Annotated in this window: 10 protein-coding genes; 8 read left to right on the plus strand and 2 right to left on the minus strand. The window is 72.5% G+C overall.

Features of this window, described 5'->3' with window-relative positions; genetic code table 11:
* Positions 1-97: 97 nt before the first annotated feature.
* Entirely contained in the window at positions 98-346 is a 249-nt protein-coding gene (locus AAHG09_RS24745) for a hypothetical protein (RefSeq protein ID WP_342110171.1), read from the minus strand.
* 345 nt (positions 347-691) lie between these two features.
* Here AAHG09_RS24745 and AAHG09_RS24750 point away from each other — a divergent pair, with 345 nt between their 5' ends.
* From AAHG09_RS24750 to AAHG09_RS24785, 8 genes are read left to right on the plus strand one after another with little or no spacing between them, the layout of a single operon-like run.
* A complete protein-coding gene (locus AAHG09_RS24750) occupies positions 692-1186 on the plus strand; it encodes a chemotaxis protein CheW (protein ID WP_342110172.1) in 495 nt (164 codons plus the stop codon).
* A gap of 6 nt (positions 1187-1192) precedes the next feature.
* On the plus strand, positions 1193-2767 hold the full coding sequence (locus AAHG09_RS24755; protein WP_342110173.1) for a CheR family methyltransferase: 1575 nt from the start codon (positions 1193-1195) through the stop codon (positions 2765-2767).
* Positions 2767-3318: a chemotaxis protein CheW gene (locus tag AAHG09_RS24760; RefSeq protein ID WP_342110174.1), complete on the plus strand. Its 552-nt coding sequence runs from the start codon at positions 2767-2769 to the stop codon at positions 3316-3318. The genes AAHG09_RS24755 and AAHG09_RS24760 overlap by 1 nt, the downstream gene beginning before the upstream one ends.
* Positions 3319-3336: 18 nt before the next feature.
* Positions 3337-5010 carry a methyl-accepting chemotaxis protein gene (locus tag AAHG09_RS24765; RefSeq protein ID WP_342110175.1) on the plus strand — a complete coding sequence of 558 codons (1674 nt, stop codon included), beginning with the start codon at positions 3337-3339 and terminating at the stop codon, positions 5008-5010.
* Between the two features lie 13 nt (positions 5011-5023).
* A complete protein-coding gene (locus AAHG09_RS24770; protein ID WP_342110176.1) occupies positions 5024-7318 on the plus strand; it encodes a hybrid sensor histidine kinase/response regulator in 2295 nt (764 codons plus the stop codon).
* Between the two features lie 14 nt (positions 7319-7332).
* A complete protein-coding gene (gene cheB / locus AAHG09_RS24775) occupies positions 7333-8382 on the plus strand; it encodes a chemotaxis-specific protein-glutamate methyltransferase CheB (protein WP_342110192.1) in 1050 nt (349 codons plus the stop codon).
* Positions 8379-10103: a response regulator gene (locus AAHG09_RS24780; protein ID WP_342110177.1), complete on the plus strand. Its 1725-nt coding sequence runs from the start codon at positions 8379-8381 to the stop codon at positions 10101-10103. Before cheB ends, AAHG09_RS24780 begins: the two co-directional genes overlap by 4 nt.
* Complete coding sequence (locus tag AAHG09_RS24785; RefSeq protein WP_342110178.1) at positions 10100-11986, plus strand: response regulator; 1887 nt, start codon at positions 10100-10102, stop codon at positions 11984-11986. Before AAHG09_RS24780 ends, AAHG09_RS24785 begins: the two co-directional genes overlap by 4 nt.
* 466 nt (positions 11987-12452) lie before the next feature.
* On the opposite strand, the gene rplQ is transcribed toward AAHG09_RS24785, so the two are convergent.
* Complete coding sequence (gene rplQ, locus AAHG09_RS24790; RefSeq protein WP_342110179.1) at positions 12453-12863, minus strand: 50S ribosomal protein L17; 411 nt, start codon at positions 12861-12863, stop codon at positions 12453-12455.
* Positions 12864-13010: the final 147 nt, after the last annotated feature.

Raw genomic sequence — 13010 nt, forward strand, 5'->3', positions numbered from 1 at the left:
GATCGCGAAGGTTCGGGTACGAAAAAGGGGCCCGCCGCGGTTGCGGCAGGCCCCTGATTCGGGTTCGGCCGCCCGAGAGCGGCGGAACCGCGATCGATCACATGTGGTGACGCATCCGGCGGTGATGCCGCATCCGCTTGTGCTTCATCATGCGCTTGCGCATCATCGGCCGCTCGGCCATCGGTGCGGCGCCCCGCTCCATCGCCGCGGCTTCGCCGGCCCGCTCCATGCCGCCGCGCGGCCCGCCGGCCTGCGCGCCAGAGTTGTTGTAGGGCGCGTTGCCCTGGGCATAGGCGGAGCCCGCGAGGAGCGTCAGCGACGCGGCGGCCAACAGAAGTTTCCTCATCGTCAATCCCTGGCGTAGTTCGTCGCAGGCGAGGCGCCGACCATCATAGATGCGGCACTGCTGCGTCGGAAAATAAGCGGCTGAGCGAAGACTTGGTTCCGTGAACCGGCCCGGTACGGTTAAGGTCTTCCACGACGCCTTGAGAAAAGAGACGGCCGTTTTCGCGCCTCCCGGTCCCCCGCGCAGAAGAAGGATAGGCGGGGTGGCGGTTCCCCCGATCCGCGGAGCCGCATCCGCGGCGCAGACGCAGCGATTGCCCGGCTTTTGCCGATCGCGCTAACCTGCCCTATCTCGCGAACCGTCCCGGTCGGGCGGTGACGCAAAACCTCGGGGGAGCGGGCGGCCTTGGCCAGCAGCGGGACGGCCTATCTCCTCCTCGACGTGGCCGGAACGCCCTGTGCCCTGCCGCGGGCCGCGGTGGCCGAGGTGCTGCCGTTGCCGGACCTCCACGCGCCGCCCGCCATCGGCGGCTGGCTGACCGGCTTTCTCAACCTCGGCGGCACGCCGGTGCCCGTCATCGACCTCGCGGCCCTGCTCGGTCTCCGGGCGGCCCCATCCCCGGCCGACCTCTACGCGCATCTCGTCCTCGTCCGGGGCGAGGCGGTCGCGTATCGCGTGGACCGGGCTGCCGATCTCGTGACGGTGCCGGAGGCCGCGATCCGGCCGGCCGGCGAGGCCGGGACGCTCAACGGCTGCGTGGCGGCCGAACTCGTCCTCGGCGAGCGCCTCGTCCATGCACTCGCGCCCGACCGGCTGCTCACCGCCCAGGAGCGCGCCCGGGTCGCGGCCCACGCCCGGGCCGCCGCCGAACGCCTCGCCGCCCTGCCCGACCCCGCCTGATCCGCGATGACGCGTCCGGGTTCTTCCCATCCCGATCCGGGTGCCGATCCCGCCTACGCGGCGCTGAAGGCGCGCATCATCGCGCGCACCGGCCACCATTACTATATCGACAAGGACGATCTCCTGATCGAGCGGCTGCGCCGACGATTCCGCGACGCCGCGGCGGCCGATTGTGCGGCTTACGCCGCCCTCCTGTCGGACGGGGCTCTGGGCGAGGCCGAATGGGCGCGGCTGGAGGCCGAGATCACCGTCGGCGAGACGTTCTTCTTCCGCTACGCCGAGCAGTTCCAGGCGTTGCGCGAGCGGATCCTGCCGGCGCTGATCGCGGCCCGGGCCAGCGAACGCGCGCTGCGGATCTGGAGCGCCGGCTGCTCGACCGGGGCGGAGCCCTACTCCCTGGCGATCCTGGTGCGCGAACTCCTGGGCGAGGCCTTGCCCGACTGGCGGATCTCGATCCTCGGCACCGACATCAGCACGGACGCCCTCGCCACCGCACGCGCCGCCGAGTACGGCCGCTGGGCCCTGCGCACGATGCCGCTGGAGGAGCGGCTGCGCTACTTCACCCGCCTGCCCCCCGCCCCCGGCATCCGGCGGGAGGGCGGCTACGCCCTGCGTCCGGAATTCCGCGCCCTGGTGCGGTTCGAACGCGGCAACCTGCTCACCCTCACGGAGCCCGCCGCGGCCGCGGGCGAGGCGTTCGACCTGATCCTGTGCCGCAACGTCCTGATCTATTTCGAGGCCCGCACGGTCGCCGCGGTGGTGCGCGGCCTCGGCCGCCGGCTACGGCCGGACGGCTGGCTGCTCCTCGGCCACGCCGAGCCGAACCCGGTCTTTTCGGGATTTCTCGATGCGGTCAGCCTGCCCGGGACCGTGGTCTATCGTCCGCTCCCGGAGCCGCCCGCCCTGGTGATGGCGTCCGGACTGGTTCCGCCGTCGCTGGGCGTCGGCGGCGGAGACGGCGCGGAGGTCCTGGTCCCGGATGGCCCGGAATCCGACACGGTCGCGCCCGCCGCAGCGCCGGTCGGCATGCCTGCGGCCGATACCGCGGGGGGCGCCCTGGCCGACCTGCTGCCGGCCCGCCTGCCGCTTCCCTTGCCGCTTCCCTTGCCGCTTTCCTTGCCGCTCCCCCTGCCGGGCGAGGCCGAGGACGGCCCGGAGATCGGGGCGTCCGACCGCGACCGCATCCGGGCCCTCGCGGATGCCGGGGATACCGGAGCGGCCTGGCGGGCGCTGCGCGTCGCCCTCGAAGCCGCCCCCACCGACCCGGCCCTGCGCTTCTACGAGGGTCTGCTCGCCCGGGCGCTCGGCCGCGACGTGGAGGCCGAGCGGGCATTGCGGGCGGCCCTGTATCTCGACCGGGGCTTCGTGATGGCCCACTACCATCTCGGCCTGCTGCTGATCGCCCGCGATCGCCCGTATGAGGCGGCCCGCGCCCTCGACAACGCCGTCGCGCTGAGCCAAGCGGTGAGCGAAGCCCTGGGGCCGGATACGGCACTGCCCGAGGGTGACGGCGCGTCCGCCGCCGAGATCGCCGCGGGCGCGTCCGTGGCCCGCGCGGCGCTCGAGCGCAGGAGTTCCTGATGGGGGCAGGCCCGGGCGTGCAGGAGAACCGCGCTCCGCCGCGGCCACGGACGGCGCACGACCTACGGGCCGAGCGGACCGCGGCCCTGGCCCGGCGTGGCGTCATCACGTCGAACCGCGAGACCGGGCTCGATCATCTCGTCTGCGCCTGCGGCAGCGAGCGCTACGGCCTGCCGCTGACGGCCGTCGCGCAGGTCCTACCGATGCGTCCCCTCACCCCCATGCCGGGCGCGGTGCCGGCGTTCCTGGGCCTCATCGCCCTCTCGGGCCGGATCGTGGGCGTTCTCGGCCTCGCCCGGGCGCTCGGCCGGCCGCAGCCTGAGAGCGAGGCGGGGCATCTCGTGGTCCTGCGCGGATCGGCGTCCCCGCACGCCCTCGCCCTGGTGGTCGACCGGGTGCTGGGGATCGCCCCGGCGGCGGCGGCGGGGTCCGTGGATCCCGAGGGCTTGGGCAACGCGGCCGCTTCGGGCTATGCCCCCGGGGCGGATACCGACCGACCGGACTTCGTGATCGTCGATCTTCCCCGCCTCCTGCGCCGCGCCCTGCCCTAACCGGAGCCAGCCCCGACCGTGACCTTCTCGATCGGCAGACGCATCCTCCTCGGCTTCTTCGCCATCACGGTGGTGATCGTGGCGCTCGGGCTCTACGCGCTGGAGCAGATCGGCGCGGTGCGCGACACGACCGACGCGATCGTGCGGCGCGACATGATCGTGCTGCGCCAGATCGACGACCTCGGCAACGAGGCCCGCGACCTCGGCCTCCTGCGCCGCACCGCCGTGATCGCGATGCTGACGCAGGCCCAGGGGCGGCCGGCGCGCCTCGACGACACCGTGGCGGCGTGGCGGCAGACCGCCACCCAGATCGAGAACCGGCTCGCCACCACGATCCAGCTCGCCACCGAGTACCGCGCCTACTCGGCCTCCACCGAGCGCGTGGCCGCCTGGGACCGGATCGCCGCCGCCGCCGCCGACGTGCAGCGCGGCTTCCGCGAGGTCCGCAGCCTCGGCGAGGCGCAGTTCGCCGCCATCGCCAAGCAGGATGTCGCGGGGGTCGAGGCCCGCAACGACGAGATCGCCCGCCTCCAGGCGCCGTTTCTGGAGGGAATCAAGAATCTCCGGACCCTCCTCGACGGCGGGATGGCGCTAGGCCAGCGCGCCGCCCAGGAGGTCTACGATCGCTCCCGCCTCTCGATCTACCTGACGCTTGCCGCCGCGATCGTGCTGGCGATCCTGATCACGTGGCTGATCAGTCGTGCGGTGGTACGCCCGTTGGAGACCGTCATGGCCTTCGTCGAGCGGGTCGGCGGCGGTGACCTGTCGGGTCACCTCCCGATGACCGGCCGTGACGAGATCGGCCGGCTCGCCAGCACCCTCAACGCCATGGTGGCGGGCCTCTCGGACCTCGCCAAGACCAACCGCGCCGCCACCACCGACCTGAACGCCGCCGCGGCCGAGATCCGGGCCTCCGCACAGGAGCAGGCGGCCTCGGTCGAGCAGCAATTCGCCGCCGTGCAGGAGACCGCCGCCACGGTGGACGAGATCACCCATTCGGGCGCGCAGATCAGCAAGCGCGCCACCGAGGTGATCGCCACCGCACAGGCCACCGCCCAGACCTCCCGCCAGGGCCTGCGCGCGGTCTCCGACACCGCCAAGGCCATGGACGCGATCCGCGAGCAGGCCGAGGCGGTGGCCGGCAACATCGTCAGCCTGTCGGAGAAGACGCAGACGATCGGCGACATCATCGAGACGGTCAACGACATCTCGGAGCGCACGCACCTCCTGGCGCTGAACGCCGCCATCGAGGCGGCGGCGGCCGGCGAGAGCGGGCGCAGCTTCTCCGTGGTGGCCTCGGAGATGAAGCTGCTGGCCGATCAGGCCAAGGCCGCCACCGGGCAGGTGCGCGGGATCCTGGGCGAGATCCAGCGGGGCATCAACACCTCGGTGATGCTCACCGAGGAGGCGGTGAAGCGCGCCGCCGCCGGCAAGACCCGCTCCGACACGACGCAGCGGACCATCGAGGAGATCACCGCCCGGGTGGAGGAGAACGTCCAGACCTTCCAGCAGATCGTCGCCTCGACGAACCAGCAGCAGCTCGGCATCGAGCAGGTGATGGGCGCCCTCCAGAACATCCGGCAGGCGAGCCAGCAGACGGCGGCCGGCACCCGGCAGGTCGAATCCGCCTCGGCCAACCTGACGGAGCTGGCCCAGGCGCTGATGGCGCTCGCCGAACGCTACCGGCACTGAGGCCGGCGGCGTCTTGGCCCAGGACATCCGCCAGCTCCTGCTCGCCGCCTTCGATGTCGAGCACCGGGAGCACGTCGCGGCGATCCGCGGGGCGCTCGGCAGCGCGACGCCGGACTGGAACGACGTGTTCCGCCGCGCCCACAGCCTCAAGGGGGCCTCCCGCGCCGTCGATCTGCCAGCCGTCGAGGCCGTAGCGCACCGCCTGGAAACGCTGTTCGAGAAGGTCCGGACCGACGCCACCGCCCTCGACCGGGAGGCGGCCAATGCGGTTCACCTCGCCCTCGACCGGATCGAGTCCTACGTCGCCGGCCTGAAGGACGGGGCCGGGCCGGAGATGCCGCCGGATGCCCTGACGGCCCTCGGGCAGGTTCTCGCGCTGCCGGGCGAGACGGCGGCTGCCAAGCCGGCCACCAAGTCGGCGGCCAAGCCGGCGGCCGAGCCCGTCGCCGAGCCTGCCGTCGCGCTCGTCCCGCCGCCCGCCCCGCCGCCTGCCCCGTCCGCTGCCCCGCCCGCCGGGCCGGCTCCCGAGCCCCTTCACAAACCCGCCGAGCCGGTCGATCCCGGCGCCGCCCTGCTGCGGGTCCCCGCGGAGGCCGTGGAGGCGATGGCGCGGGCGAGCCACGACCTCACCAGCACCCTGGCCGGCCGCACCTCGGCGGCCGAGAGCCTTGCCCGGCTGGCCGGCCTCGCCCGGACCCTGCGGTCCGGCGCGGAGGCGCTGGCTGGCGGGGCCGACACCGACAGGACCGCGTGGCGCGCCTTCGCGACCGAAATCGGCGCCTTCGCCCGGGAGGCGTCGGACCTGTCCCGGCGCCATGCGGTGTCCAGCAGCACGATCGACGGGGCGGCGGCCCGCGTCCGCGCCGCCGCCGAACGCCTCGCCCTGGTATCGGCCGAGACCGTCCTGGCTCCCCTGGCTCGCTCCCTGCGCGAGACCGCCCGGGAGCAGGGTCGGGAGGTCGATCTCGATCTGCGCGGCCTCGATCTGCCGGTGGAGCGCGGCACGCTCCAGGCCCTCAAGGACCCGTTGCTCCATGCGCTCCGCAACGCCTTGAGCCACGGCTGGCAGAGCCCGGAGCGGCGTCGCGCCGCCGGCAAGCCCGAGGCCCTGGGGCTCGGGCTGGAGGTGGCGGTGCGCGGCGCCCGGCTTCAGGTCACGGTGTTCGACGACGGGCCGGGTCCGGATCTCGCCCGGATCGAGGCCGTCGCCCGGGAGCGCGGCCTCCTCGCCCCGGAGGCCAGCCCCGATCCCGAGGCCCTTCTGCGCCTCGTCTTCGAGCCGGGCTTCTCCACCGCGGAGGCGATCGACACCCTGTCGGGGCGCGGCTACGGCCTCTCGGTGGCGGCGGATGCGGCCCGCCAGCTCCTGGGTAGCGTGCGGCTGGAGCCGCGCACGCCCTCCGGCACCGCCCTGGTCTTCAGTCTGCCGCTCTCGGCGGCCCGGCGCAGCCTACTGCTGGTCGAGGCGGCTGGCCGCAGCTACGCGCTGCCGGCCAACGCCGTCGAGCGCCTGCTGCGCCTGAGGCGGGCCGAGCTGCCGGTGGCGATGGGCCGCCCGATCCTCCGGCTCGGCACGGGGGATGCGGCCACGAACCACCCGGTGAGCGACCTCGCCGCGATCCTGGGCGAGACCGCCGATCCGGACGATCCCGATGCCCTCCGCGCCGTCGTGCTGCGGACCGATGGCGGGCGCCTGGCGCTCGCCGTCGACCGCCTGCACGATGTCCGCTCGCTCCTGGTCCTGCCGGCCCCGGCCTTCGGTTCGGATCCGGGCCTGATCGCCGGCACCGCCATCCTGCCGGGCGACGTGCCGGTTCTGGTCCTGGACCCCGAGGGCCTCGCCGCGCGCGCGGCTGTCGCACCCTCGACCGGAACGATGGGGCAGGCTCCACGTTCGACGACACATACGACGGGCGCCGCCGCACCGCGGGCCGCCGCGCGGGCGACCATCCTGGTCGTCGACGATTCGATCACCACCCGGACGTTGGAGAAGGGCATCTTGGAAGCGGCCGGCTACCGCGTGGTCGTCTGCGTCGACGGTCAGGACGCCCTCGACCGGCTGCGCGCCGAGGTCGAGCCCGTGGATCTTGTCCTCGCGGACGTGGAGATGCCGCGCCTCGACGGGTTCGGCCTGCTCCAGGCCCTGCGGGCCGACCCGCGCTTCGCCCGGCTGCCGGCGATCCTGATGACGTCCCGCGGGGACGCCGCCGACGTGGCCCGGGGCCTCGATCTCGGTGCCGACGCCTACCTGACCAAGCAGAAGTTCGATCAGCGCCAGCTGCTCGATACGATCGGACAGTTCCTGTGACCCCCGTCCGCGTCATGCTGGTCGAGGACAGCCTCGTGGTGCGCGAGCTGCTGCGCCACATCGTGTCCCGCGATCCCCGGCTCGAACTCGTGGGCGCGGTCGCCTCCGGCGAGGAGGCCCTCGACAAGCTCCGGTCCGTCCGGCCCGACGTGATCTCCATGGATATCCGCCTGCCCGGCATCGACGGGCTGGAGACCACCCGGCGGATCATGGCGGAGCAGCCGACCCCGATCGTCGTGGTGGCGGATTCGGTCGAGGATTCCTCCCTGCGCATCTCGATGAATGCGCTGCGCGCCGGTGCGCTGTCGGTGGTCGAGAAGCCGGTGGCCACGACCCATGCGGGCTACGAGGCGGTGGCGGGCGAGATCTGCACGCAGTTGCGGATCATGGCCCAGGTTCCGGTGATCCGCCGCCGGCCGATCGGCACGGAATGGGCGGGCCGGACCACCACGGTATCCTACGCGCCGCCGGTCGAGTCGCCCGGCCTGGCGCCGAGCGTTCTGGGGATCGCTGCCTCCACCGGCGGCCCCCCGGCGCTCGCCCGGGTGATCGGTGCATTGCCAAAGGACTTTTCGCTGCCGGTGCTGGTCGTTCAGCATATGGGTCCGGCCTTCATGGACGGGTTCGCGTCCTGGCTCGACAGCGTCGTGACCCTTCCCGTGGGCCTCGCCCGGGACGGGGAGCGCGCCGAACCCGGCCGGGTCTACGTGGCCCCGGGGGACCGGCACCTGGAACTCGGATCGAACCGGATCCTGCGCGTGATCGATTCGGCGCCCGTCTCGGGCCAGCGCCCGGCCGCCACCGTGCTGTTCCGCTCGATGGCCCGGCAGGTCGGGGCCACCGGGATCGGCGTGCTGCTCACCGGCATGGGCGAGGACGGGGCGCTCGGCCTCGCCGACATGCAGGCCGCCGGCGCCCAGACGGTCGCCGAGCACGAGAGCACCGCGGTGGTCTACGGCATGCCGGCGGCGGCGGTGCGCCTCGGGGCCGCCCGGGCGGTCCTGCCGCTCGACCGGATCGGGGACCACGTCCTGCGCCTCGTGGAACCGGGGGCGCGGCCGTGACCGCCCCCGAGGCTGGTGCCCCCGAGGGACCCGCCCGGATCCTGCTGGTCGAGGATTCGGAGACGCAGGCCCTGGAGTTCCGCCTGCTCCTGGAGACGCACGGCTTCGCGGTGGAGCGCTGCGCCTCGGCCGAGACTGCCCTCGACCACCTCAACCGCCAGCAGCCCGATCTCGTGGTGGCGGATTACCACCTGCCCGGCATGAACGGCGACGAGCTGATCCGGCAGATGCGCCTGTCCCTGCGCACCCGGGCGCTGCCGGTCCTGATGCTCACCGGCGGCAATGGCGGCGAGCGCCAGGGGCTGGAGAGCGGCGCCGACGCCTACCTGCCGAAATCCGCCGACCGCGACCTGATGATCCTGCGCATCCGCGCCCTGCTGCGCGAGCGCCGCCCGGCCGGCGACGGCGACGGGCCGGGCGCGGCCGCCTTCCGGCGCGGGCGGATCCTCGTGATCGACGGCAGCGCCACCTACCGGACGTTCCTGGCCGGCCTGATGGCGCAGGACGGGCACCACGTGGCGAGCGCCGACGGGCCCGAGGCCGCCCTCGCCGCCCTCGCCGCGGCCGCCGAAGGCGAGCCCTTCGACTGTGTCACGGTCGACCTCCTGGGCCACGCCTACGACGGACTCGCCCTGTGCCGGGCGATCGACCAGCGCCGGGCCGGACAGGTGGCGGGGGCCGGCTTCCACCTCGTCGGCATCGCCGGCAGCGATCCGGCCAAGGACTTTCTGGTCGAGGCCTTCGCGGCCGGGGCCGATGACGTCATCGCCAAGACCGACGCCGAGGTTCTGGCACTGCGGGTGCGGGGCTTCGTGCGCCGCCGCCTGCTGGAGGAGGACGACCGGCACATCGCCGGCCAGTTCGGCGAGCGCGAGCGGGCCGTGGAGCGCGCCCGCGCGGAAGCCGAGGCCGCCGAAGCCCGGGCCCGCCTCGCCGACGCCCTGGAGCGGGCCAACCGCGACCTCGCCACAGCCAACCGTCAACTCACCGAGGCGCAGGCCAAGCTGGTCCAGGCTGCCAAGATGGCCTCGCTCGGCGAACTGGTCGCCGGCATCGCCCACGAGATCAACAACCCCCTGGCGTTCATCCTGGCCCATCAGGGCACGGTGGAGCGGCTCCTCGGCGAGTTGCCCGAGGCCCTCCCCGAGGCCGCCCCGCGTCTCGTCGAGAAGGCCCGCCAGCGGGTCGGCTCGATGCGGATGGGGCTGACGCGCATTCAGGATCTCGTGCTGAACCTGCGCAAGTTCTCGCGCCTCGACGAGGGCGAGCGCGCCCTGGTCAACGTGCCCGAGGCGATCGAGACCGTGCTCGCCCTGATCCAGCACAAGCTCGGCGACCGGATCGCGGTGGAGCGATCGTTTGACGGCCGGGCCGAGATCCACTGCACCCCGGCGCTGCTCAATCAGGTGGTGATGAACATCCTGGGCAACGCCGCCGACGCCATGCCGGAGGGCGGTAAGATCCGAATCAACACCGAATCGAGCCCGGACCTCGACGAAATCCGGATCAGTGATACCGGTCCGGGTATACCAGAAGACCTCCGTGAAAAAATATTCGAGCCGTTCTTCACGACGAAGCCGGTTGGATCCGGTACGGGGCTCGGTCTTGCGATTGCCTACAGTGTCGTTCAAGCGCATAGCGGCTCGCTCACCGTGGAGACGGCCCCGGGTGGGGGAGCCTGCTTCGTGATCGGCATCCCGCGGCAGGCGGCCAGTGCATGAGTGACGGTACGGCAGGTATTGGGACGATCCTGGCCGTCGATGACGAGCCGGATATCCTGATCGCCCTGGAGGATCTGTTCGAGGATTCCTACCGGGTGCTGACGACCTCGCGCCCCGCCGAGGCGCTGGAGATCCTGCGCGCGGAGCCCGACATCGCCGTGGTGGTCTCGGACCAGCGCATGCCGGGGCTGACCGGTGATGCCCTGCTCGCAGAGGCGCGCAGCTTCCACGACGCCCAGGCGATCCTGCTCACCGGCTACGCCGACATCACCGCGGTGATCGGCGCCCTCAACCGCGGCGGCATCGTCGGCTACGTGACGAAGCCCTGGGATGCCGGCCTGCTGCGCTCCACAGTGCGGCAGGCCTTCGAGCGCCACCGCCTGGGCCGCGACCTCGCCACCGAGCGGGCGCTGCTGCGCGGCCTGCTCGACCACGCCCGGGACGCGATCAGCTTCAAGGACGCGCAAGGCCGCTTCGTGCGGCTCAACGCCCGCAAAGCGGCGCTCCTCGGCCACGACGTCGCCGCCTGCCTGGGCCGCCGTGAGGACGAACTTCTGGGGCCGAAGGGCGCACCCGTCACCGAGGCCGATGCGGCGGCGATCCGGGCCGGCACGGTGGCGGAGAGCCTGACCAGCGATGGCCCGGCCGGGGCCGAGCAGTGGAGCCACGTGACCCGGGTGCCGATCCGCGACGCGGGCGGCGCGATCGGCCACCTCGCCACGATCGAGCGGGACGTGACCGAGCAGCGAACTCTGGAGGCGCGGCTGCGCCAATCCGACAAGATGCAGGCGCTCGGCACCCTGGCCGGGGGCATCGCGCACGACTTCAACAACCTGCTGACCGCGATCCTCGGCAGCCTGGAACTCGCCGGCCCGAAGGTCGCCGATCAGCCCCGGGTCCAGCGCCTGATCGAGAACGCCCGCGGGGCGGCCGAGCGCGGCGCCTCGCTGACGAAGCGTCTGCTCAGCTTCAGCCGCGCCCACGACCTCCAGGCCCGGGCGGTCGACGTGAACGCCCTGATCGTCGGGATGAGCGACCTGTTCGGGCGCAGCCTCGGCGGGCTCGTCACCGTGCGGACGGATCTCGGAGCGGATCTCCCGGCGGTCCAGGTCGATCCCGAACAACTCGAACTCGCGGTCCTCAACCTGTGCATCAACGCCCGGGACGCGATGCCCGAGGGCGGCACCATCACGGTGGCGACGCGCCGGATGGACATCACCGGGGATCCCGAGATCGCCGACGGCGCCTATCTCGGCGTCAGCGTCACCGACGAGGGCACCGGAATTCCGGAGGAGATCCTGCGCCGGGTCTGCGAGCCGTTCTTCACCACCAAGGCCGTGGGCCAGGGCACCGGGCTCGGGCTCGCCATGGTGTTCGGCCTGGCTCAGCAATCCAAGGGCCGGCTGGCGATCGACAGCACGGTGGGCCGGGGCACCCGGGTTGAACTCGCCCTCCCCTTCGCGACCGAGGCGCCGCAGCAGGCCGCTCCGGTGCCGGGCGCGGCGCCGACCGCCGGGCGACGGGCCCGCGTCCTCATCGTCGACGACGACCCGCAGGTGCGGCACGTGACGGCTTCGTTCCTCACGGGGTTCGGCCACAGCACCACCGAGGCGGGGGACGGAGAGGCGGCCCTGGACTATCTCCTGCGGGACCGCTGCGACATCGTCGTGGCCGATCTTGCCATGCCGGGCATGAGTGGTGTCGAGCTTGCCGCCGTGATCCGCGAACGGAATCCGGGCCTGCCGGTGCTGATCCTCACGGGCCATGCGGATGCGATGCAGATCCCCGAGGATCTGCCGGTCCTGGCGAAGCCGTTCCGCTCGGCCGACCTCGCCGAGCGGGTCGCCACGCTGCTCGCTGCAGCGGATGCCGGATCCCGCTGAACCGGTCGGGAACCGGCCGGTCGCCGGCTCAGTAACTCCTCGTGGGAGCCGGTGGCTCCCGGGTACCGAAGAGGAGGTGGACCATGAGCGATCACGGCATCTTCCCGCGCCGCAGGCGCGACAACGACCCGGACCAGGACGGTCCACCGGACGCGGACCCGCAGGGATAGGGGTTTTCGGAGTGCGGCGCGGTTGAGCTCAGGCCCGTCCGACACGGGCCGTCGAACCCCCGCGAACCTCGAAGACGTGGACCCTGCTCCAGACCCGTTGGCGCAAGCCGGCGGGTTTTTTCTACGACTGCGCAGCGTCACAGCGCCCGCAGAGAATCGACCCAGGCATACCCACCGGCCTGCACGGCTTCACTGCGTGCGCAACACCGAGACGCGGATACGAAAAGCAAGAAGCCGCCCCGGACGAACCGGGGCGGCTTCTTGGATTCAGGAGCGTTGGGACGCCCTTCGGTCGATCAGGCGGCCTCGGCGACCTGGCTCGGGCCGGAATCCTTGCCGCGGGCATCGACATCGCGATCCACGAACTCGATCACCGCCATCGGGGCGTTGTCGCCCTGGCGGAAGCCCGCCTTCATGATTCGGCAATAGCCGCCCGGACGACCCGCATAGCGCGGCCCGAGCACCGTGAAGAGCTTCTTGACCATGTCGGCGTCGCGCAGCTGCGCCATCGCCAGACGGCGGGTGTGCACGCTGTCGATGCGGCCCAGCGTGATCAGCTTCTCAACGACCGGACGCAGATCCTTCGCCTTCGGCAGGGTGGTGATGATCTGCTCGTGCTTGAGCAGCGCGGCGGACATGTTGGCGAACATCGCCTTACGATGCTCGGCGGTGCGGTTGAAACGGCGGCCGCGATAGGCGTGACGCATGTGCTGGCTTCCTTCTCCTCTCGGCCGCCGTGCCACGGTACGGCCGGGTGCCCCAGGAACGGGGCGGTTGATTCCGCATGACCCCGCGGAGGGAACTCCAACCCAGAACCCTCATCCTGAGGTGACCGCGTAGCGGGCCTCGAAGGA

Origin of the sequence: Methylobacterium guangdongense (genome assembly GCF_038442355.1) — a bacterium.
Taxonomy (GTDB): Bacteria; Pseudomonadota; Alphaproteobacteria; order Rhizobiales; family Beijerinckiaceae; genus Methylobacterium; species Methylobacterium guangdongense.